At 45.5% G+C, this 21,082-nt stretch carries 21 protein-coding genes; 2 read left to right on the top strand and 19 right to left on the bottom strand.

The genetic code is table 11. The features are described 5' to 3' along the window. Positions 1-63: 63 nt before the first annotated feature. Positions 64-948 carry a VIT1/CCC1 transporter family protein gene (locus NHH16_RS10515; protein ID WP_262069561.1) on the top strand — a complete coding sequence of 295 codons (885 nt, stop codon included), beginning with the start codon at positions 64-66 and terminating at the stop codon, positions 946-948. Between the two features lie 45 nt (positions 949-993). On the opposite strand, the gene NHH16_RS10510 is transcribed toward NHH16_RS10515, so the two are convergent. The 4 genes from NHH16_RS10510 to secG all read right to left on the bottom strand — a co-directional run bounded on the left by NHH16_RS10510 (position 994) and on the right by secG (position 4,883). After that, positions 994-1,914 carry a dipeptidase gene (locus tag NHH16_RS10510; RefSeq protein ID WP_262069560.1) on the bottom strand — a complete coding sequence of 307 codons (921 nt, stop codon included), beginning with the start codon at positions 1,912-1,914 and terminating at the stop codon, positions 994-996. 41 nt (positions 1,915-1,955) lie between these two features. Beyond that, positions 1,956-2,420, bottom strand: coding sequence for an SsrA-binding protein SmpB (gene smpB, locus NHH16_RS10505; RefSeq protein WP_262069559.1), 465 nt, complete (start codon positions 2,418-2,420; stop codon positions 1,956-1,958). Beyond that, the gene (gene rnr, locus NHH16_RS10500) at positions 2,386-4,566 is read right to left on the bottom strand and encodes a ribonuclease R (RefSeq protein ID WP_262069558.1); all 2,181 of its coding nucleotides are present in this window, start codon (positions 4,564-4,566) and stop codon (positions 2,386-2,388) included. The genes smpB and rnr overlap by 35 nt, the downstream gene beginning before the upstream one ends. Positions 4,567-4,637: 71 nt before the next feature. After that, positions 4,638-4,883 carry a preprotein translocase subunit SecG gene (gene secG / locus NHH16_RS10495; protein WP_262069609.1) on the bottom strand — a complete coding sequence of 82 codons (246 nt, stop codon included), beginning with the start codon at positions 4,881-4,883 and terminating at the stop codon, positions 4,638-4,640. 114 nt (positions 4,884-4,997) lie between these two features. On the opposite strand from secG, the gene NHH16_RS10490 reads away from it, so the two are divergent. Next, positions 4,998-5,840 carry a YitT family protein gene (locus NHH16_RS10490; protein WP_262069557.1) on the top strand — a complete coding sequence of 281 codons (843 nt, stop codon included), beginning with the start codon at positions 4,998-5,000 and terminating at the stop codon, positions 5,838-5,840. A 45-nt stretch (positions 5,841-5,885) separates the two neighbouring features. Here the strand turns inward: NHH16_RS10490 and glmM are convergent, their stop codons facing one another. From glmM to NHH16_RS10415, 15 genes are all read right to left on the bottom strand, one after another. Beyond that, entirely contained in the window at positions 5,886-7,223 is a 1,338-nt protein-coding gene (gene glmM / locus NHH16_RS10485; protein ID WP_262069556.1) for a phosphoglucosamine mutase, read from the bottom strand. A 14-nt stretch (positions 7,224-7,237) separates the two neighbouring features. Beyond that, complete coding sequence (locus NHH16_RS10480; protein WP_262069555.1) at positions 7,238-8,416, bottom strand: phosphoribosylaminoimidazolecarboxamide formyltransferase; 1,179 nt, start codon at positions 8,414-8,416, stop codon at positions 7,238-7,240. Positions 8,417-8,429: 13 nt separating this feature from the next. Next, positions 8,430-9,137, bottom strand: coding sequence for an IMP cyclohydrolase (locus tag NHH16_RS10475; protein ID WP_262069554.1), 708 nt, complete (start codon positions 9,135-9,137; stop codon positions 8,430-8,432). A gap of 39 nt (positions 9,138-9,176) precedes the next feature. After that, positions 9,177-9,497, bottom strand: coding sequence for an MGMT family protein (locus NHH16_RS10470; RefSeq protein WP_262069553.1), 321 nt, complete (start codon positions 9,495-9,497; stop codon positions 9,177-9,179). Continuing rightward, positions 9,484-10,983, bottom strand: a complete 1,500-nt coding sequence (gene abc-f / locus NHH16_RS10465) for a ribosomal protection-like ABC-F family protein (protein WP_262069552.1) — start codon at positions 10,981-10,983, stop codon at positions 9,484-9,486. Before abc-f ends, NHH16_RS10470 begins: the two co-directional genes overlap by 14 nt. Before the next feature lie 276 nt (positions 10,984-11,259). Then, entirely contained in the window at positions 11,260-12,030 is a 771-nt protein-coding gene (trpA, locus tag NHH16_RS10460) for a tryptophan synthase subunit alpha (RefSeq protein ID WP_262069551.1), read from the bottom strand. Then, positions 12,023-13,207: a tryptophan synthase subunit beta gene (trpB, locus tag NHH16_RS10455; protein ID WP_262069550.1), complete on the bottom strand. Its 1,185-nt coding sequence runs from the start codon at positions 13,205-13,207 to the stop codon at positions 12,023-12,025. The genes trpA and trpB overlap by 8 nt, the downstream gene beginning before the upstream one ends. Next, the gene (locus NHH16_RS10450) at positions 13,194-13,799 is read right to left on the bottom strand and encodes a phosphoribosylanthranilate isomerase (protein ID WP_262069549.1); all 606 of its coding nucleotides are present in this window, start codon (positions 13,797-13,799) and stop codon (positions 13,194-13,196) included. The genes trpB and NHH16_RS10450 overlap by 14 nt, the downstream gene beginning before the upstream one ends. Next, positions 13,786-14,589 carry an indole-3-glycerol phosphate synthase TrpC gene (gene trpC, locus NHH16_RS10445; RefSeq protein WP_262069548.1) on the bottom strand — a complete coding sequence of 268 codons (804 nt, stop codon included), beginning with the start codon at positions 14,587-14,589 and terminating at the stop codon, positions 13,786-13,788. The genes NHH16_RS10450 and trpC overlap by 14 nt, the downstream gene beginning before the upstream one ends. Beyond that, positions 14,586-15,590: an anthranilate phosphoribosyltransferase gene (gene trpD, locus NHH16_RS10440; protein ID WP_262069547.1), complete on the bottom strand. Its 1,005-nt coding sequence runs from the start codon at positions 15,588-15,590 to the stop codon at positions 14,586-14,588. Before trpD ends, trpC begins: the two co-directional genes overlap by 4 nt. Positions 15,591-15,594: 4 nt before the next feature. After that, the gene (locus tag NHH16_RS10435) at positions 15,595-16,164 is read right to left on the bottom strand and encodes an anthranilate synthase component II (protein WP_262069546.1); all 570 of its coding nucleotides are present in this window, start codon (positions 16,162-16,164) and stop codon (positions 15,595-15,597) included. 2 nt (positions 16,165-16,166) lie between these two features. Beyond that, a complete protein-coding gene (locus NHH16_RS10430; RefSeq protein ID WP_262069545.1) occupies positions 16,167-17,603 on the bottom strand; it encodes an anthranilate synthase component I family protein in 1,437 nt (478 codons plus the stop codon). A gap of 357 nt (positions 17,604-17,960) precedes the next feature. Next, positions 17,961-18,734, bottom strand: coding sequence for a C39 family peptidase (locus tag NHH16_RS10425; protein WP_262069544.1), 774 nt, complete (start codon positions 18,732-18,734; stop codon positions 17,961-17,963). Positions 18,735-18,809: 75 nt separating this feature from the next. Continuing rightward, on the bottom strand, positions 18,810-19,808 hold the full coding sequence (locus NHH16_RS10420) for a coiled-coil domain-containing protein (protein WP_262069543.1): 999 nt from the start codon (positions 19,806-19,808) through the stop codon (positions 18,810-18,812). Between the two features lie 92 nt (positions 19,809-19,900). Continuing rightward, on the bottom strand, positions 19,901-21,082 hold a 1,182-nt coding region (locus NHH16_RS10415), incomplete at its 5' end, for a ComEC/Rec2 family competence protein (protein WP_262069542.1).

Here is a 21,082-nt window from a genome sequence, read left to right as displayed (position 1 = left end):
GTTGCCAGGCTCGCTTTTTGCTAGTACAATACTTATACACTAAGAATGATTGGAGGACTATTTATGAAAAGATCCGAACTCAGTGCCGAACTACTGGCCGCAGTCTATAAGTCACAAGTAGATGAAGTAGAAGGTGCTATCATCTATGATTTTCTCGCTAAGCGAGAAAAAAATCCGGAAAACAAAAAAGTTTTAAAAACTATGGGTGAAGAAGAAACAAAGCACGCAAAAACCTGGAAAGAAATAACCGGGGAAGACGTTAAGCCTAGAGGCTTCTTTATCTTTTTTATGAAGCTGCTTTCATACATCTTTGGCTTCACCTTTGTTCTCAAACAAATGGCTAAAAGCGAAGAAAAGGGTGCCGCTAGCTATAACGAGCTGGCCCAGAAAATTCCTCTCGCTGCTCGTATGGCCGAAGAAGAAGAGCAACATGAAGAAGCGCTTTTTAAGATGCTAGATGAAGAGCGTCTCCATTATGTAGGGGCAATGGTTCTTGGACTTAACGACGCTCTCGTTGAGCTTACCGGCGCTATCGCTGGGGTAACCTTTGCTCTCGCCAACACTAAGATGGTGGCGATGACCGGCATTATTACCGGCATCTCTGCTACTCTTTCCATGGCTGCTTCAAACTATCTAGCCGAGCGTGCTGACGGCAATAAAAATGCTCTTAAATCAAGCCTTTATACCGGCATCGCCTATTTGGTAACGGTAGCCCTATTAGTACTTCCTTATTTGCTACTGCCTGCTCACTTGTATGCCGTTGCTTTTGTAATCATGCTTGCAACCGTTATCTTCATCATCCTTTTCTTTAACTATTATTTATCCGTAGTCAAGGACGAGCCTTTCCTCCGAAGATTTGGTGAAATGGCCATTATCTCGATGTCAGTGGCGCTCCTATCCTTTGTCATCGGTATCCTGGCTAAAAACCTCCTGGGAATCGACGCTTAATAAACTCGGCGGTTACACCATAAATTCTGGTGTAACCGCCGAGTTTTACCACCTAGCAAAAAAACGTAGGGCATTCTCAAAAAACATCTTGTTAACTACGCTCTGGGAAATCCCTTTTTGTAAGAGATACTCAGCACTTGTTGCAAACTTTACAGGCGAATCAAGTTCAGGGTTCACATCAGCTCCGTCAAAGTCGCTACCACAAGCAATCACATCCTCACCACCTAACTCTAGCATGCGAGATACGTGCCTATACATTTGGTCAATCGTGCCCTTTCCTTGATTAGATAAGAAGCGTTCGTACAGATTAATCCCTACCAACCCCTCTCGTCTCACGATTTCCTCAAATTGCTTCTCCGTCAAGTTTCGCTTATGGGAACACACCGAGCGCAAATTAGAATGAGTCGCCACAAAAGGTTTATTCGCCACTTCACATACCTCAGCAAATCCTCGGTCATTTAAGTGAGAGACATCGACGATAATCTTTTTCTCTTCCATCCGTTTTATCACCTGTCTACCAAAATCACTCAAGCCGTTATCCGTCTGGTGTCCGGAGCCAATCTCATTCTCACCATTCCACACTAAGGTCATTAACCGAACACCCATCCGGGCTAAATAATCCACATTCTCTAGCTTTCCTGCGAGTACGGCACCGCTTTCTACTGCCAGCAAAATTCCGCAGCGACCCTCCCCTGTAACTCTTACTATGTCCTTGCTAGAGCTAACAAAGCCAACCAATCCCTCTTCCCGTTCTAATAGTTGGCTTAAGTATTTCTGATGAAGCTTAAAATACTCAAGTGCTCTTTCTCCCCGAATATCATCAGGAACAAAAACGGCCATCGTCTGCACCATCCGTCTGAAATAATCCTTATTCTTTAGGGAAAACTGCGTCTTCTCACAAAGAAAACCTGAACGATACTCTAGATACTTCACTAACGAATCACAGTGTAAATCAAACAGCTGCATGTTTTACCCCCATCTTATTTATACACGGTCAATCCCATTTTTTATAAATTGCGAATTTTAAAGTCTCGCTCAGCTTCTCTCTTTTGATCCTTCTTGGCAATATCTTGACGCTTATCGTAAAGCTTTTTACCTTTTGCTAGACCAATTTCCACCTTCACTAAATGGCCTCTAAAATAGACCTTCAGAGGCATAATCGTCATGCCCTTTTCCTTTGTTTTTCCCAGCATCTTATTGATTTCAGAACGATTCAAAAGAAGTTTTCTAGTCCGCAGCGGATCCTTATTAAAAATATTCCCCTTTTCATAGGGAGCAATATGCATACCGTAGATAAATACCTCACCATTTTCAATACGGATAAAGGATTCCTTAATCGAACAACTGCCTGAGCGCAAAGATTTCACCTCGGTGCCAGCTAGGGCAATTCCCGCTTCAAAAGTCTCAAGAATAAAGTAGTCATGATATGCTTTTTTATTATTGGCAATCATCTTCGTTGTCATTTTTGCCATTTTTCTCTTTCTCCTTCACAAGTTTGAAATCGATGGTTCGCTGTAAGCTATCGGTAGACAATACCTTCACCATCACATTTTGTCCTAATTTATAGGACCTACCTGTATGTTCACCGACCATCTCGTAGCGGTCTTCATAGTAGTCATAGTGGTCATCAGACATATTGGTAACGTGTACCAGCCCTTCTATGGTATTTGGTAGCTCCACATACATGCCCCACTTCGTAATACCGGAAATAACGCCTGTAAACGTTTTGCCAAGATACCCCGACATATACTCCACCTTCTTAAGCTTAATGGTATCTCGCTCCGCTTCTTCTGCGCGTCTCTCCATTTCACTACAATGTCTGGTTACCTCTGGTAAGATTTTCTGATAATGAGCAATTCTCTCATTACTCATCCGTCCGCGCAGCGTATCCTTAATAATCCGGTGGATCTGCAGGTCTGGATAGCGTCTGATTGGCGAAGTAAAGTGAGTATAATAGCTAGCGGCTAGACCAAAGTGACCACTATTCTCCGAAGAATAGCGCGCCTGCTTCATCGAGCGTAGTGCTAGACGACTGATAAGCGCCTCTTCGTCCTTCCCTTCAAAATTCGCCAAAAGCTTTTGCACTTCTTTTGGCTTTACGCTATTTTGACCTAGGTGCATAGAATAACCAAAATTATGAATAAAGGTGGCGAGCGTCTGCATCTTCTCTTCATCTGGCACCTCGTGATTGCGATACACAAAAGGTAATTCCTGCCAGAAGAAATTCTCTGCCACCGTCTCGTTCGCTAGTAACATAAAATCTTCGATAATCTTAGTGGCCACGTTGCGGTCATAAGGCTTAATCTCGGTAACCTTCCCCTTCTCATCAAGGATAATCTTCGACTCCGGGAAGTCAAAATCAATAGAGCCCCGCTTCTTTCTGCGACTGCGTAAGATCTTCGAAAGCTCGCCCATGCGTTCAAACATCGGCACAAGCTCTTTATACGTTTGGCGTTCTTCTGCCTCGGCATCACTTAGAATACTGGCTACTGCTGTGTACGTCATCCGCTGGTCTACATTAATAATGCCTTCCACAATCTCATGGCTAATAACCTCTCCCTTTTCATTCACTGTCATCAGACAGCATAGACACAACCGGTCCTCACCTTGATTCAGGGAACAAATACCATTTGAAAGTGTATGGGGTAGCATAGGTATCACCCGGTCCACTAGGTAGACGCTGGTTCCTCGCTTATACGCTTCTTGACCTAACGCCGACTTTTCCTGAACGTAATTCGTCACATCGGCAATGTGAACGCCCAAAAGGTAATTCTCCCCTTCTTTCGTAAGGGTAATGGCATCGTCCAAATCCTTCGCGTCTTCGCCGTCGATGGTGACGCACTGCCATGAGCGCATATCTCTGCGTCCTGCCATATCCGCTTCCGAAACTGGCTTAGAAACCCGCTCCGCCTGATTAAGCACGCGCTCCCCAAACTCCGTCGGTAAGTTATGACTTAAAACAATCGACAGGATATCTACGCCCGGATCATTCTCATGACCCAGAATCTGAACCACCTTACCTTCTGCCTTCTTCTCATTATCGCCGTAAGAGGTCAGCTTAGCTACCACCTTATGTCCATCCACAGCTCCCCGGACACCTTCCTCGGGAATAAATATATCTTTGTTAAAGCGCTGATTGTCAGGAATTACAAACCCGTACTTTTGCTTCCCGTGGCGACAAAACAAGCCCACCACCTCGGTGTTGGCTCGTTCGACAATCCTAACAATTGCCCCTTCTTTGCTTCGTCCTTGGGGTTCACTTACAATCACAATCTCGACCTTGTCGCCATCCATTGCCCCTTTATTTTCTTCTTCGGAAATGAATACATCTGGGTCTTCGCTATCATCAAGAATGACAAAACCAAACCCTTTCGCACTGGCTCTATAGATACCCGTAAGCCTCTCTCCTGCCGCTTCTTTAAGCTTATATTTCCCTTTTTTATTAATACTTATCTTCTCTTCCTTTACTAGGCTCCCTAGAACCTGGCGAAACTCTTCCCGGCGTTCTTTCGTAACGTTTAGAACCATCGCTAGTTCCTTCGCCTTCATTGGTACATATCTCTTATCACCGAGCACATCGATGATTATTTTCTTCTTATCTTCAAATGAACCTTCCATCACTTCTCCTTATATGGTAAAAAAAGCACTCTATACAATCATAGAGTGCTTCAAATCGCTTGTTATCTTTCTTAAGCAAAAACCGGCAAGTTTAGAACGATTGCCAACAAGATAAAAAGAATCGCCAAATACTTCGTGACTCTTGCTAGAGTCCCTTCCATCGAGCGGCCTTTATTTTGACTCCAGAACGTAGAGTCAGACATTCCGCCAAGACTTCCAAGCCCTTGTTGCTTTCCTTCTTGCATTAATACTAATAAAATAAGCGCTATACAATCTATTGCAAAAACTACCATTAAAATCCCTTTTAAAACGGTCATCATTACACCTCCTAGTTATAAAACCACAACTAATAATACCATAAAGCCAATTGCATTTCAAGAGCTTTATTGTTACAATCTAGTAAGCAAGTTGATAAGAGAGAGGTCTTCCAAATGCTAAAAAAAATTAAATATTTTCTACTATTAACTGCAGCTACTATCATTACCGCTGTGGGTGTTTACTTTTTCAAGTTTCCTAACAACTTTACCTTTGGTGGCATCACTGGTCTCGCCGTCCTAGTCACCAAATATACCGCCATGTCTGCCAGTGATTTTACCTTAATTGCCAACATCCTCCTGCTCATCGTCGGCGCCCTGGTAATCGGACGAAAATTCGGCCTGGCTACCACTTACTGTACGTTACTACTTTCGGCTCTACTTTCCCTCTTTGAAAAGACCATGCCGATGACCGGACCGATGACTGATCAGCCCATTCTTGAACTGGCTTTTGCCCTCGCCCTACCTTCTGTGGGCTCGGCCATCCTCTTCAATGTCGGTGCTTCTACCGGCGGAACGGATGTTATCGCGATGATTTTGAAGAAATACACCAGCATCAATATCGGTAAGGCACTACTGGCAACCGATATGATTATGACACTGCTTACTTTCTTCGTCTTTGATATTACCACCGGACTCTTCTCTACCCTGGGACTATTCCTACGTTCGTCCCTGATTGACACCTTTATTGAGAGTCTTAACCTAGCCAAATACTTCACTGTAGTAACCGGAAATCCCTCACCAATCTGTGACTTTATTCGGGATGAACTCCACCGAGGCGCAACCATTATCGAAGCCCAAGGCGCTTTTAGCGGTAAGGAAAAATATATGATTATGACGGCACTTAGCCGCTCCCAAGCCGTGAAGCTAAGAAATTACGTAAAAGAACACGACCCTCAAGCCTTTATCCTAATCACCAATACCAGTGAGATTATTGGCAAAGGCTTCCATTCCGTATAGTGACAAAACCTAGAAAAAAGGGCAGCAATTTCGCTGCCCTTCTTCTTATTTCATCAGGTCTGCTACCTGATCTACGTATTTTTTACAAAGCTCGTCAGTCTTCGCCTCTACCATGACGCGAATAACCGGCTCCGTTCCGCTTTCTCTTACGAGGATACGGCCGTCATCTCCTAAAGCTTCCGCCACCTCTTCAATCGCTGCTACCACTTCCGGAGCACTAAGGGCGGCTTGCTTATCTGCTACCCGCACGTTTTTCAGAAGCTGAGGGAAGATTTCCACTTCTTTATGAAGCTCTGACAGCTTTTTCTTCATACCAAGCATTACTTCCATAACCATTAAAGAGGTCATAATACCGTCTCCGGTAGTGGCATGCTTGCTAAAAATAATGTGTCCACTTTGCTCACCGCCGAGAGAATAGTCATTCTTTACCATCTCTTCGTAGACGTATTTATCGCCTACCGCTGTCTTTTCGTACTTGATTCCCGCTTTATCAAAAGCCTTATAAAGACCAATGTTAGACATAATCGTGGTAACTACCACATCGTCATTCAAGCGATCTTTCTCTTTCATATACTTTCCGCAAATATAGAGGATTAGGTCGCCATCGACTACCGTTCCCTCTTCATCGACGGCAATACAGCGATCCGCATCACCATCGTAGGCAAAGCCCGCGTCTAGGTTGTTTTCTCTCACAAAATCCTGCAAAATTTCAATATGGGTAGAACCTGCATCTCGGTTAATATTCGTGCCATCAGGACTATCGTTAATCACATACGTCTTGGCGCCAACCGCATCAAAAACGGCTTTCGCAATCGTGAACGCACTACCGTTAGAGCAGTCCAGACCGATACGCTTGTCTTCAAAAGAGTGCCGAATCAGAGAAATTAGATAGCCGATGTAACGATTTCTACCAGCCACATAGTCTACGGTACGTCCAACCTTATCTCTTTTAGCTAAAGGAATCTCGGCAATCTTACCATCCATATAATCTTCGATTTCCGCTTCCACATCTGCATCCATCTTATGCCCTTTGGCATTGATTAACTTAATTCCGTTATCATAGTAAGGATTATGACTAGCGGAAATCATGATTCCGCAATCGAAATCCTCTGTTCGCACAATATAAGATACACTAGGCGTGGTTGTTACGTGTAACAGATAGGCGTTTGCTCCTGATGCCGTGATACCTGCACACAGAGCATCCTCGAACATATAGCTACTACGGCGCGTATCTTTACCAATTACAATCTTAGCTGACTTCCCTTCGCCTCTTTTCTGGCTGTAATACCAACCCAAATAACGGCCGATTTTAAATGCGTGGTCTACACATAAGACCTCATTTACTTCACCTCTAAAACCATCCGTTCCAAAATATCTACCCATGTTTTTTGCTCCTTTTAGTGGTGGAATAGTCTGATACCAGTAAAGGCCATCACCATTCCGTATTTATCACAAGTTGCGATTACGTTATCATCTCTCACTGATCCGCCTGGTTGGGCGATGTATTTTACACCGCTTCTTTTCGCTCTTTCGATATTATCACCAAAGGGGAAGAACGCATCTGAACCAAGAGCCACGTCTGTTAACTGATCCAGCCAGGCCCGTTTTGCCTCAGCGCTAAAGACCTCTGGTTTTTCTTCGAAGATGTTTTCCCAAGCACCATCGGCAAGCACATCCTGATAATCTTCGCCGATATAAAGATCAATGGAATTGTCTCTATCCGCTCTACCAAGGCCTGCTTTAAATTTAAGGCCTAATACCTCTTTGCTTTGTCGTAACCACCAGTTATCCGCTTTGCTACCAGCTAGTCTGGTACAGTGAATCCGTGATTGCTGACCGGCACCGATACCGATTGCCTGGCCATCTTTTACATAGCAAACAGAGTTTGACTGAGTATACTTAAGGGTAATCAAAGAAATCGCTAAATCCATCTTGGCATCTTCGCTTAACTCTTTGTTCTTTGTAACAATGTCATTAAAGAAATCCTTGTCGATGTGTAGCTCATTACGGCCTTGCTCGAAGGTAATGCCATAGACGTCTTTTACTTCTAGCGGCTTTGGTACGTAATCGGCATCGATTTGAATCACGTTATAACCGCCCTTTTTCTTTTCCTTTAAGATAGCTAACGCTTCCTCCGAATACCCTGGAGCGATAACACCATCTGAGACTTCTCGCTTAATCATCTTCGCTGTACTTACGTCACACTCATCTGAAAGGGCGATAAAATCACCAAAAGAAGACATTCTATCAGCACCTCTGGCTCTTGCATAGGCAGCAGCTAAAGGTGTTAATTCGCCAAGATCATCTACCCAGTAGATTTTCGCTAAGGTATCGCTTAAAGGTCTGCCAACTGCTGCTCCTGCTGGCGACACGTGTTTAAATGAAGTTGCCGCCGGAAGACCGGTAGCCGCCTTTAATTCCTTCACTAATTGCCAGCCGTTAAAGGCATCGAGGAAGTTAATGTAACCGGGGTTACCATTTAATACGGTGACCGGTAGCTCACCGCCGTCTGCCATATAGATTCTTGAAGGTTTTTGATTGGGGTTACACCCGTACTTTAATTGGATTTCTTTCATTTTACTTACGCTCCTATTTATTCTTGTTAACTATTTTCGTCTCGTACTCACCACTTGCTAAGTCCTGATAGCGGACAAACAAGGATACTTTATTCTCCTCGTTTAAGTTCTCCCACAAAAGGGTAGTAAACTCTTCGATATCATTATGAGTAGCAATCTTTTTCGGTTCTCCCACAAAGCTTGGAAGCGGGTCTAAATTCTCAGCATACGTGTGAATAAAATGACCTTCTCCGGCTTTTGGATTCTCGTAAGCAAAGGTAAACCGCTGACACGAGTCTGGGTCGCCTTCATTACTTTTAAGAATAGATAAAGCGTAATTGAAACCTGCACCTAAGCGGTGAATAATTCCGGATATTCTTGGGGTATAGTTAGGACCATCGGGCTCAAACTCCCGGCTTCTAAGGGCTTGCTCAAAGGTTAGTTGCTTATCCATGCCTTCGTAAATCGTATCCGTCTGATCACCGTTCGTAACGATTGTCTTACTACCGATTACCCGCACCGGCGCATAAATAATAAGTGATGGATCCACTAGCTTTGCTTCGTCAAATGCCTGGGTTCTAATTCCTTCTCCGTCTTCCACAAAGATACGGTTACGGCTATTTTCACTGCGACCCATAATAAAATACGCCGCTACTGCCTTTTTCCCGTCAGGGGTCTTCCCTAAGATTATTCCTCTTCCCGGATATGCATTATTCTTTAGTTCATTTTCAATTGCTATCATCTTTACCCTCCTTAAAATCACACTGCTTTTTATTATAGCTCAAAACCTTCTTTTTCGCCAGCAAAAACGTGCCATATCCACCCGGCCATCAACCACTTCCACGCCCTCTTCTTCAAGGAGGCGAATCTGCTGATTCTCGCCGCCAAAAGCAAAGGCCGGGGATACTTTGCCATCTACCGTCACCACCCGATGACAGGGAATGACTCCGGGCTCAGGGTTCACATGCAAAGCATAGCCTACTACTCGCGCCCAGCGATTATTGCCCGCCAGCTCAGCCACCTGTCCGTAGGAGGCTACGCAGCCTTTGGGAATACTTTTAACAACCTCATAGATTTTCGTATATGAATTACTCTTTCCCATTTCCCAGCACCACCTTTTCAGTTGCTATTTTATCACAGAACCACCGGTCATGTTCCACAAAAATAATCGTCGGTTCCCGCTCTAATAGGACACTTTCTATCTGTTCACGAGAGATGACATCGATATAGTTAAGAGGTTCGTCCCAGATGTACAAATGGGCAGGCGTACATAGACTTAATGCTAGTAGCACCTTTTTCTTCTGCCCTTCGCTGTAGTTTTCCACCGGGATCTCGATTTGTTCTCTCCCCAGATCTAGCTTTCGTAGCACCGTCACAAGAAGCGAAACTTCTACGCCGTTTTTCTCTGCCAACTCTTTTAACGTTCCCGAAAGCTCTCGGGTATCCTGGCTTACATAAGAAATCACTAGTCCCGAAGCTAGCGCGACTTGTCCCTTCCCAGGCTTAATCTCTCCTAGTATCGCCTTTAAGACACTGGACTTGCCGCTGCCGTTGCCACCGGCTAGGTTAATTCTCTGCCCCCGCTTTACCTGCAAGCTAAAGTCTTCAAGCACCACCTTATCTTCATAACTAAGGCTAACATCCGTCATCGTCACCAAAATTTCTTTGGGGAAAGTTAGCGGTCGCATCTCCAAGGGCTCCTGGCTTTCAAGTTCCCTTAGAAGCTCACCCTTCTTCGTGATGGCGTCTTCTATCCGCCGCTCCATGGTCTTCGTCCGCTTCATCATCTTGGCCGCCTTATGGCCGATAAATCCTCGGTCTGGACGCAGTCCCGCAACCTTGGCACCTTCTCCTTTCTTAGACTTCTCCACATCATCTGACCACGCCTTCGTTCGCTTTGCCGCGCTTTCCATCTGCTTTATCTCTCGCTTAATCTTCTCATTCTGATTAAGTTCAAACTGATCCTTCGCTGCCTTTTCACCAGCAAACACGCTATAGTTACCCTTCATCACCGTGATGCTTTGCTTATTAATCGAAAGAATGTGATCCACCACCTCATCTAGAAAACGACGATCGTGAGAAACCAAAATAAAACCTTTCTTTTTCTTTAAATACGCTGCTAGTAAATCCCGCCCCAAAGCGTCCAAATGATTGGTCGGCTCATCGATCAAAAGAAAACTATTCGTCCGCAGAAAAAGCGAGGTGAGTAGCACCTTCGTTCGTTCTCCTTGGCTTAAGGTAGAAAACGAACGATACAAGACGGAGGCGTCTACCTGTAAGAGCGAAAGCTCTTTGATAAATTCCCAGTCTTCTGCACCTGGAGCAATCTCCTGAGCGATCTCTAGCACCATTCGCTCCTCATCTGCTACCTGATAAGGAAAATACTCAAAAGAAACACTGGCCGAAATCGACCCTTGGTACGGATATTCTCCTAATAGCAACTTTAAAAATGTGGTCTTACCGCGACCATTTCGCCCGATGAATCCTAATTTCCAATCTGTATCTATCTGAAACGACGTCTCGGTAAAAACCTCCGTATAGCTACCTTCGTAGCTAAAACTCAAATTGTTAACACTAATTAATGACATAGTAAACTCCTTCCCCTGCCCTGTGCACGAAAAAACGCTAGGAAAGAACTTCTCTCCTAGCGTAATAAAATCCACGTATCATCTACGTATGTCATTAGAAGGTATTCATTTCCTGCAAAATCGCGCACTCGGGCCACTGGCCATCATACACGAGTATCAAATTGATTATTTGCAAGAAATACTGAACATGCCCTTCCTCCTGTTTTTTAATATAGTTAGTGTATCACATTTTACGTATTAGTCAAATAATTTTGTATATTCCGTTTGTGTTTGCTCTTAAATGATCGCCTCTTTCATCTCCTTCACGTACTGATACACCGCCTCCCCAGCAGTGTCTCCGTACTTCGCAATAAGATCCACAATCCCGCTACCAACGATAACGCCATCTGCGTGTCGAGCAATTCTGGCCGCCTGCTCAGGAGTATTAATCCCAAAACCAACGGCGCAGGGTAAGTCTGTCACTTGTCTGATTTCTTTAATTATGCTCTCGATGTCCGTCTTAATCTCACTACGCACTCCCGTCACCCCTAGCGAAGAGACAACGTAGAGAAAACCTTTTGCTGAAACGGCAATCTCACGGATGCGCTTGGCCGAAGTGGGGGCCACCATGGAGACTAGTTCCACCTGATACTTATCTGCTACTTCAAGCACCTCTTCTTTTTCCTCATAAGGAAGATCGGGAATAATTATGCCGCAGACGCCCACTTCCTGACAACGGGCAAAAAACGTTTCATAGCCGTAGTGAAAGACAGGATTTAGATACGTCATAAAGACTAAGGGGATGGTAATCTCACCCTTTAGTTCCGCCACCATCTCTAGAACCTTGTCCGTGGTAGTGCCACTGGCTAACGCTCTAATGTCCGCTTCTTGAATAACTGGACCTTCAGCAATAGGATCAGAAAAGGGCAGACCAATTTCAATGAGATCCGCGCCTGCGGCGGCCATCTGCAGGATATACTCTTTCGTCTTAGCAAGGGTTGGGTCTCCAGCTGTTATAAAAGGAATAAACGCTTTTTTATTTTGAAAGGCATCTTGTATTCTACTCATATATTTTTTCTCCTTTGTATCTGGCGATAGCTGCCACGTCTTTATCTCCGCGACCGGAGAGACAGATAATAACGCTATCTTCTTTTGACATTTTGGGTACTACTTTCATCGCATAAGCAAGGGCGTGAGCACTTTCTATCGCGCAGATAATCCCTTCCTTTTTAGCAATGTATTCGAAAGCGGAGACCGCTTCCTCATCGGTAATCGGCACGTACTGGGCTCTCCCTAAATCATGTAAATGGGCGTGTTCCGGTCCAATCCCTGGATAATCAAGGCCTGCCGAGATGGAATAGACGGGAGCAATCTGGCCGTATTCATCTTGGCAAAAATAAGATTTCATCCCGTGGAAGACGCCTAAGCTACCAGTAGCGATGGTCGCTGCCGTATCCTTGGTACTGATACCCCGACCCGCAGCCTCGCAGCCGTAAAGGGCCACCTGCTCATCGGGAATGAAGTGATAGAACATCCCGATGGCATTGCTGCCGCCCCCTACACAGGCAAAAACTGCCCCCGGAAGCTTCCCTTCCTTCTCAAGAATCTGGGCCCTAGCCTCCTCGCTAATGACCGCCTGAAAGTCCCGTACGATGGTCGGAAAGGGGTGAGGTCCCATCACTGACCCTAGCACATAATGGGTATCCGCGATTCTCGTCGTCCACTCTCGCATGGTTTCGTTAACCGCATCCTTAAGCGTTCCGGTTCCGCTAGATACGGGATGTACCTTCGCCCCGAGAAGATGCATGCGATACACGTTAAGCGCTTGTCTCTGGCAATCCTCAGCCCCCATAAAGACTTCGCATTCAAGTCCTAGAAGAGCCGCCGCTGTGGCTGTTGCCACCCCGTGCTGACCGGCACCGGTTTCAGCAATCACCCGCGTTTTTCCCATCCTTTTTGCCAGCAATACCTGCCCTAGTACATTATTGATTTTATGGGCACCCGTGTGATTTAAGTCCTCCCGCTTTAAATATACTTTCGCGCCGCCCAAATCCTCGGTAATATTTCCCGCATAGTAAAGCCGTGAGGGGCGCCCTGCATAGTCATCTAAAAGCGCCTTCAATTCCCGCTTAAACTCAGGATCTTTTCGATATTTTTCATACTCTCTTTCTAAGTTTTCCAATTCACTCATTAAGGTTTCGGGAATATACTGCCCCCCGTGAATTCCAAATCTACCTTTCGTCATTTCTTATCCTCCTTATACAGTCCCTAATTAGCGACTCATCCTTCTTTCCATCTTTTTCAACCCCGGAGCTAATATCTAGAGCCAAAAGTCCTGGTAGACCTAGAGCCTCCTCTATATTATCCGAGCATATTCCGCCAGCCAGGAAATACGCTCTAGTCATCCCCTTTAGAAGCTCCCAGTCAAAACTCCTACCGCTGCCAGGCTTCCTATAGTCTAATAACACGTAATCCCCACTACTTTCATTTGCCTTCTGAATATCTAATGAGGAGTTAACGGCTAAGGCCTTAATAATCGGTACCGATGTCCGCCGTCGTAGCGCCTTAAGATACGCCTCGTCTTCTTGACCGTGTAGCTGAATCATCTGAATGGCTCCCGTCTCTACTGCCTCTACCACCTTTTGGAACTCTTCATCCACAAAGACGCCTACTGCTTGAATCCGGCTATCTAACTGACGGCGAAGCTCCTGAGCCTTTTGCAGACTCACCTGGCGCCGACTCCTCGCAAAGACAAAACCGATATAATCTGGCTGATATGCGTTCCCATAGGCAATCTCTTCTGGGCGAGTAATTCCGCATATTTTAACCTTTGCCATGTTCCATTCCCCCTAATCTCTGGAGCTCCCTTTTCTTATCTGAGCTGCGCATCAGCTGCTCACCAATTAGGACCGCATCCACGCTATTTTCTTCTAAGCGTCTAACATCTGCTGGATGGCGGATACCGCTTTCGGAAACGAAAAGGCAGCTATCTGGCACCTCTTTTCGGAGGTTGATGCTGTGATTAATATCTACGCTAAAATCTTTTAAGTCCCGGTTATTAACACCAATAATCTGAGCACCTGCTGCCACGGCTTTAGCGACCTCAGCGCTTGAATGGGCTTCTACTAAAGCATCCAGTCCTAGCGACCGGGCTAGTTCCAGATAAGCCTTTAACTGGGAAGAGCTTAAAATACTGCAGATAAGGAGAACTGCCGCAGCCCCTAAGGCTTTGGCTTCGTATATCTGATACTCGTCAATAATAAAGTCTTTTCGCAGGGTCGGTATCCCCACCTTCGCGCTTACTTCCTTTAAGTACGTATGACTACCTTTAAAAAACACCGGCTCCGTCAGCACCGAGATTGCACTGGCCCCTGCTGCTTCGTATTCCATAGCAATCTCCAAATAAGGAAAATCTTCGGCAATCAAGCCCTTTGAAGGGGAAGCTTTCTTGATCTCGCAGATAAAGGACATCCCCGGAGCCTTTAGCGCCTGATAAAAAGATATACACTTGGAAGGCTTTGACATTCCTGGTGAACTGACTAACGTCTCCTTAAGTATCTGCTGCTTCGCCTTTTCTACTCTTACCTTGGTCGCTACCACAATTTGCTCTAAAATATCCTGCTTCATGAATTTGACTCCTTAATAAATGCTTCTAGGTGAGCTAACGCTTTCCCACTATCGATCACTTCCCTGGCTTCTTTCACCGCCGCTTCCATACTAATCTCTTTACCTAAGTGGATAGCAGCTGCCGAGTTTAGGATAACCGCATCTGCCTTCGGTCCCTTCTCACCTTTTAAAATTGCCCTAGTAATCGCTGCGTTCTCCGCAGCATCGCCACCGACTAAGTCAGCTTTCCTGCACCGCGTGAAGCCATAGTCTTCTGGTTTGATCACATAGGACTTATACGTTCCGTCCTTCACCTCGCACACCGTCGTCGGCGCGCTTAAGGAAATCTCATCTAAGCCATCTTGACCGTAGACCACCATGCCCCGCTTGACTCCTAAATTCGCCAGTACTCTCGCTAACGGCTCAACTAAGCCTTCTTCATAGACCCCCATCAGCTCCATCTTCGCACCAGCAGGGTTTGTTAGCGGCCCTAGAATATTAAAGATGGTGGGAATCGATAATTCCCGGCGTACAGGAGCCACGTACTTCATGGAGAGGTGGTAGTTCTGAGCAAAGAGAAAACAAAAACCCAAATCCCTAAGAAGCTTTGTACTTTTTTCCGGGGAGACGTTAATCTTTACTCCCAGAGCCTCTAGGACATCTGCTGCTCCGCTTTTACTGGACGCGGCTCTATTTCCGTGCTTCGCTACCGGGACTCCGGCTGCCGAGATAACCAGACTAGAAGTGGTCGAGATATTAAAGGAATTGGCGCGGTCGCCACCGGTTCCCACAATTTCAAGCACTTCCTGGTCATTAAGCAGCTTTACACAGTGTGCCCGCATACCTGCGGCGCAGGCGGTGATTTCTTCAATAGTCTCGCCTTTCATCGCCATCGCGACTAAAAAAGCACTCATCTGCACTTCCGTTGCCTGCCCACTCATTATTTCATCCATAGAAGCCCTTGCCATCTCATAATCTAGGTCTTCCCGGTTGCTTAGTCTTACAATTGCTTCATGTATCATGCTTCTATACCTCCATAAAATTCTGAATCATCTGTTTTCCTAAGGGTGTTAGGATGGACTCTGGATGAAACTGTACACCGAACACCTTATTTTCCTTATCTTCTACACTCATCACTTCTTCGTTAGCCGTTCGCGAGGTTACCTTTAGTTCTCCTGGTAAAGAGTTCTCTTTTGCGATTAGCGAGTGATAACGTCCTACGGATAAGCTCGCGCTCATGTTTTTAAAAAGCTGGCTTTCATCCGCCACCACCTTGATTCGCGACTGCTTGCCATGCATCAGCTCTTCTGCATAATCGATCTGTCCACCATAGGCCTGACAAATCACTTGATGCCCCAAACATACACCTAAGAACTTCACCTGCCCCTTCAACCTGCTAACAACCTCAAGACACACCCCGGCCGCCTCTGGTCGTCCAGGTCCCGGGGACAGAATAATGGTCTCTGGCGCCAGCGCCGCAATCTCTTCTACGCTTAATTCGTCGTTACGAACGACCCGTATTTCCTTAGTTAGCTCCCCGAAAAGCTGGTATAGGTTATAAGAAAAACTATCGTAATTATCAATTAGTAAGACCATTTCTACACCTCCATCCTCTCACTGCCTGTGAGGGCAACAAGCATCGCTTCTGCTTTATTAAGGCACTCTACGTATTCTTTGTGAGGATCGCTATCGGCAACAATTCCTGCACCTGAGCGAACGAAGACCTTGCCGTTTTTCCGATAGGCTAAGCGAATCCCGATGCAGGTGTCCAGATCGCCAGTAAGACTTAAATAACCGATGGCCCCGCCATAAATTCCCCGTTTATTATTTTCTAGCTGGGCAATCAGCTGACACGCCTTAACCTTAGGTGCTCCCGAGAGGGTGCCGGCAGGAAGCACAGCCCCGAGAGCATCTAGCGCTTCCTTATCTGTCCTAAGTCTTCCCTGAACGGTAGACCCTAGGTGCATCACGTGAGAAAAGCGAAGCACTTGCAGGTAATCCTTGACCTCCACACTACCAAAGTCACATATTTTGCCGAGATCGTTACGCCCTAGGTCAACTAGCATATTGTGCTCTGCCTTCTCCTTCTCATCAGCCAATAATTCTTGCTCTAGATCTTTATCCTCCAAATCATTTTGGCCTCGCCTTCTCGTCCCTGCTAGCGGATACGTAAGCACTTCCGAGCCCATAACCTTAACTAGTGTCTCCGGCGAAGCGCCTGCCACCTCCATATCCTTACTGGAAAAGTAGAACATATAGGGCGAAGGGTTAATGGTTCGCAGTAAACGATACGTATCAAAAAGACTTCCGGAAAACTCTGCCTCAAGGCGATTGCTTAAGACTAGCTGAAAAAGATCTCCTTCACGAATTCGCTCTTTAACCTGGAGTACCTTTTCCGTATAGGCTTTCTCGTCAAATAGCGGCTTTGCTGGTGTCAACAAACGTCCCTTAGGTAAGCTCTTTTTCTTACCTCTGGTAATAATGACCTTCATCTGCTCCAAGGTCTGTAGCCCTTCTTGGTACCTTTTCTCTAGATTATCGTTCTTGATATTCACAACTAGGGTCATCTTCTGGGAAAAGTTATCATAGATAACTAGCTTGTCAAAAAGCATGAAGTCAAAGTCTTTAAAACCTTCGTTATCTTCTACCGGAATATCTAAAATCGGCTCTTCATATTTGCAGTAGTCGTAGGCAAAGTAACCCACCAGTCCACCGAGAAAAGACGGTAGCCCCGGTATCCGAGGACTCTTATTCTCGGCGATCAGACGACTTAAGTAATCCTTTGGAGAACCTTCGATAACATCGGTACTGCTTACCTCTAAGACCGGGTCATAGCCGATGAATGTATAACGTCCCCACTGCTTTGTCTCCGAAGCGCTTTCAAACATAAAGCAGTGATCGCTCACATTCATAAACTTATGAAGCACCTCCACACTAGTGGCGATGTCCGAAAAAAGTTCACACGTCAGCGGTAAACGCCGATACGTTCCTGTTTGATTGAGTTCTTTTAGTTCTCCAAATGATGTCTGTCTCATAGCTATTCTCCCTTTTTTGCACAAAAAAAATCCTTTAACGAAGTAATTAAACTTTGTTAAAGGACGAGTCAACAATACACCCGTGGTGCCACCTTAATTTGTGCATACGCACACACTTAGCAAGATACCAACATATCTCCGGCTACTAACGCAAGCCTTTCGTCACGAAGTACTAAAGCGAGAAGTCGCTTTTTGTCCGTGCCCTCAGTGGTCCATTTGCTAATCCGCTCTCTGCTCGGCTTCCACCTACCCGAACTCTCTGAAAGTGCGCTACTAACGTTATCTCCACCTCAACGGTTTGTCTTTTATTAATGTACTTGAGTATAATCCGGTTTTTTATTCTTGTCAAATGTTTTTTTAGTTATTTGGTTCAGCGACGATAAATAGCTGATCGTTCCCCTCTTCTTCAGAAAAGAAGTTGTAGGTAGTAAAATTGTAGAAAAATCGCTGGGCCGGATAGACTCCATAGCCATCCTGATTGTGGTCCGTCGTATCGTAGGGATCGGCAACAATTAGAACATCGTCTTGCTCGGTCTTTGTTCCCATAGTATCGTAGCCGATGATGATCTGCCAATGACCACCCCAGTCATTCCAACACACCATCACTGGTTTATCTTCATCGATAAAGCCGTAAAGCGTACCTAGGGTGAGCTCTTCTCCCTTTTCGTGAAAGTCCGTGGTTGTGGTCAATTTAAAACCACCAACCTGATCAAACACCGCCACCGCTTGCGGAAGGGAGGTAGACTTCATCTCCTCTCCTTCAGGATGAAGCTTTAGAAGATCGTATTCGTCATAATCCTTGTCGTTACCATAATAATTAAAAACCATGAGAATACAGGTTAAAGCACAGGTACGTTCATCACTTTGTTGAATCGTTTTAAACTTTGGCAAAATCTTCATGGTATCCGTTGATTTCATGTTGTAAAAATCCAGGTTGGAGAAATACAGACTCCCCTCGTGGTCGCCGTCTCGTTCAACACTATCGGCACCGTACTCGGAAATATCCACCCCTGGTTCTATCTTCATCTCATCGGTATAGTTGCCGACCATTTCTTTTTTTCCGGCACAACCGGATAACAGCGTAACCGCAAGCAGTACCACTGCCAGTCCTCTGATATATCTCTTACTCATAACTTCCCCTCTTTCTCTTTCTTGCAAAACGTCCCCTAACAAAGTGAAATCTTTGCTAGAGGACGTATCCTATTTTTACCGAATATAGACGTCTAAAGTTCCCGCTGAAGGACAGCTATCGTATACCTTTCCTTGATAGCCAAAAGGCGTATCGTAAACTGCTCCCTTTGCTCCTAAAGCCGCTAAGACAATATAACCATCGCCGTCGCTGACATAACCATCGGCATTTACATGCCTTCCAGGAATATTAAGTCCTGGTCCTGGCAACACGGACTGTGAGTAATAAGTAAAGCGATACCCACCCCAGTTCACAACTCCCATAGAGAGAAACTGATCGAGAGTGTAAAGCGCTCCATTAGAACCACTGCCATTTGAGCCATTGCCGCTAGGCGGTGGCGTCGTTTCGTTACTGCCGCTGCTTCCGCTTCCCTGGTTATTCCCCTCTTCAGGAGATACGGCATCTTCGTACTTTTTCGCCTCATCCAAGGCCGCTTGCAAAGCTTCTAACTCAGCTTTTCGCTTGGCGTCTACTTCTGCGCTAGCTTTCTTAATAGCCTCTTCTGCACTGGCAATCTTCTCGTTTAACTGCGTCTGCAAAGAGCTAAGTTCATTCCGGCGACCTTCTAAGTCGGCTGCCCTTGCAGCAGTATCTTCTACCACTCTTTGGTACTCTGTTAGCATTTCCCTATCATGACTAGTCACCATAGATACATACTCAATATTAGCCGTTAAACTTGCTAAATCTGATGACTCTATCAGAAGCTGGAGAAGGGATACCGATCCCGTCTCATACATATACTTGATTCTCAACTTCATCTCTTCGTGCTGCTTTGCTTCTTGCTCTTCTGCCTCTAATAAATCCATCTTAGATGCTTCTACTTCTGACACAAGTGCTTCTAACTCTTTTGTCGCCTGTCCCAATTCGCTTTCGTATTCCCCAAGAGCTGACCCTAAATTGTTCAGCTTCTCCTCCGGCTCTTCTGCATGTCCAGTTAGACCAGGAGTAAACACTAAGGTGACGACCAGTAAAATAACTAGCGACAACTGGGCCGCCTTATTAAATTTAATACTCATACTTGATTTTCCCTTTCAATCCACCAAAAGTCGTGTTCAAGTATTATACTACTGTTTTTTCCATAAGGCAACTTTTTTGTGGTTTTTCACCCTTATCTGCAGCACTTAGAACACGCCCCCAACCCGCTATTTTGCGCTTCTTCCTCGCTCATTTGTACCGCCTGATCTGGGTTCATCGTCCCGCAATTAGGAATGCTATGATACTTCTTCCCTGAGGCTGATTTCCATACCTGCAGACTACTAGAGACCTCTGGCGAAACACTGGTTTCTGCGGGCTGTGTCCCCGAATCACCGCCTTGATAATCGTTACAAGGGGCCTCGCTCCAAGTAAACTCGCTCCCATTAGAGGTCGCGATTACCGTCCCTTGAAGATCGCTTCGGTACAGATCAATCTCCATACTTTCTAACTTTTCTAGTACGTCCCGGTCAGGATGCCCATAAGAATTATCCCGGCCCACAGAGATAACCGCTGCCTCGGGAACGGTCTTTTCAAGGAAATCCCAACTTGTGGAACTTGCCGAGCCGTGATGACCGATACTTAATATATCACAGGAGAGCTCTCTCCCGGAACGAATCATCTCTGCTTCTGAGGCAGCAGAAGCGTCACCCGTTAAAATACAGGAATTTTGTCCATTCATAATCTTGATTACCAAGGAGTAATCATTAGAATCACCGTTTTCAGGCTTTGCCGAAAGAACGGTAAACGTAGCCGCTCCCAGGGTAAATGTCTCTCCTTGTACTGGTGAAGAAAAAGGGATTCCCCGTTCCGTTACCCCCTTCATAAAAGAGGAATAGAGCTTAGTATCGTGTTCGTAGTCTGGAGCCAAGACTCTCTCGGCGGAGAAAACATTGAGGCACCCCACCAGACCGGCCAAGTGATCCGCATCATAGTGAGAAGCAATTACATAATCCAGCTTTTCCACACCCTGTTCTCGCAAATACGCGACCACATAGGAAGAACTTCCCTGACCACCACCATCGTAAATCAGATATCTTCCTTGACTCTCAACCAAAACAGAAAGCCCCTGACCTACGTCCAAAAAATGGATACGCATATCTTGGGGCACATCTTCTTTCTTTATTTGGGGCGCTACTTTAGCTGTGGTAGCCTTCTTCGTTTCCGGTATGACTTCCCCCGCCGCTATCGGTTCACTATCCTTAACACCACAAGCAGATGCAAAGAGACACAGTAGTAACAGTGATAACAATAGTTTTTTTATTTTCATCTTTTTTATAGCAAGGATACCCCATCTAAAACTTAGGTGGGGAGGAAT

It is taken from the genome of Ohessyouella blattaphilus, assembly GCF_024721265.1.
GTDB classification, from domain to species: Bacteria; Bacillota; Clostridia; order Lachnospirales; family Lachnospiraceae; genus Aequitasia; species Aequitasia blattaphilus_A.
Note: the sequence above shows the minus strand (reverse complement) of the source record. Positions and strands in the feature narration are given on the sequence as shown.

Excerpts from the sequence above, each read along its gene's own strand:
- NHH16_RS10510 (WP_262069560.1), bottom strand. The coding sequence starts at position 1,914 with ATGCAGCTGTTTGATTTACACTGTGATTCGTTAGTGAAGTATCTAGAG.
- NHH16_RS10425 (WP_262069544.1), bottom strand. The coding sequence starts at position 18,734 with ATGAGTAAGAGATATATCAGAGGACTGGCAGTGGTACTGCTTGCGGTT.
- trpB (WP_262069550.1), bottom strand. The coding sequence starts at position 13,207 with ATGACGAAAGGTAGATTTGGAATTCACGGGGGGCAGTATATTCCCGAA.
- NHH16_RS10515 (WP_262069561.1), top strand. The coding sequence starts at position 64 with ATGAAAAGATCCGAACTCAGTGCCGAACTACTGGCCGCAGTCTATAAG.
- trpC (WP_262069548.1), bottom strand. The coding sequence starts at position 14,589 with ATGAAGCAGGATATTTTAGAGCAAATTGTGGTAGCGACCAAGGTAAGA.
- smpB (WP_262069559.1), bottom strand. The coding sequence starts at position 2,420 with ATGGCAAAAATGACAACGAAGATGATTGCCAATAATAAAAAAGCATAT.
- rnr (WP_262069558.1), bottom strand. The coding sequence starts at position 4,566 with ATGGAAGGTTCATTTGAAGATAAGAAGAAAATAATCATCGATGTGCTC.
- NHH16_RS10480 (WP_262069555.1), bottom strand. The coding sequence starts at position 8,416 with ATGAAAGAAATCCAATTAAAGTACGGGTGTAACCCCAATCAAAAACCT.
- secG (WP_262069609.1), bottom strand. The coding sequence starts at position 4,883 with ATGACCGTTTTAAAAGGGATTTTAATGGTAGTTTTTGCAATAGATTGT.
- trpD (WP_262069547.1), bottom strand. The coding sequence starts at position 15,590 with ATGATACATGAAGCAATTGTAAGACTAAGCAACCGGGAAGACCTAGAT.
- NHH16_RS10470 (WP_262069553.1), bottom strand. The coding sequence starts at position 9,497 with ATGGGAAAGAGTAATTCATATACGAAAATCTATGAGGTTGTTAAAAGT.
- glmM (WP_262069556.1), bottom strand. The coding sequence starts at position 7,223 with ATGGGTAGATATTTTGGAACGGATGGTTTTAGAGGTGAAGTAAATGAG.
- NHH16_RS10430 (WP_262069545.1), bottom strand. The coding sequence starts at position 17,603 with ATGAGACAGACATCATTTGGAGAACTAAAAGAACTCAATCAAACAGGA.
- NHH16_RS10490 (WP_262069557.1), top strand. The coding sequence starts at position 4,998 with ATGCTAAAAAAAATTAAATATTTTCTACTATTAACTGCAGCTACTATC.
- NHH16_RS10435 (WP_262069546.1), bottom strand. The coding sequence starts at position 16,164 with ATGGTCTTACTAATTGATAATTACGATAGTTTTTCTTATAACCTATAC.
- abc-f (WP_262069552.1), bottom strand. The coding sequence starts at position 10,983 with ATGTCATTAATTAGTGTTAACAATTTGAGTTTTAGCTACGAAGGTAGC.
- NHH16_RS10450 (WP_262069549.1), bottom strand. The coding sequence starts at position 13,799 with ATGGCAAAGGTTAAAATATGCGGAATTACTCGCCCAGAAGAGATTGCC.
- trpA (WP_262069551.1), bottom strand. The coding sequence starts at position 12,030 with ATGAGTAGAATACAAGATGCCTTTCAAAATAAAAAAGCGTTTATTCCT.
- NHH16_RS10420 (WP_262069543.1), bottom strand. The coding sequence starts at position 19,808 with ATGAGTATTAAATTTAATAAGGCGGCCCAGTTGTCGCTAGTTATTTTA.
- NHH16_RS10475 (WP_262069554.1), bottom strand. The coding sequence starts at position 9,137 with ATGATAGCAATTGAAAATGAACTAAAGAATAATGCATATCCGGGAAGA.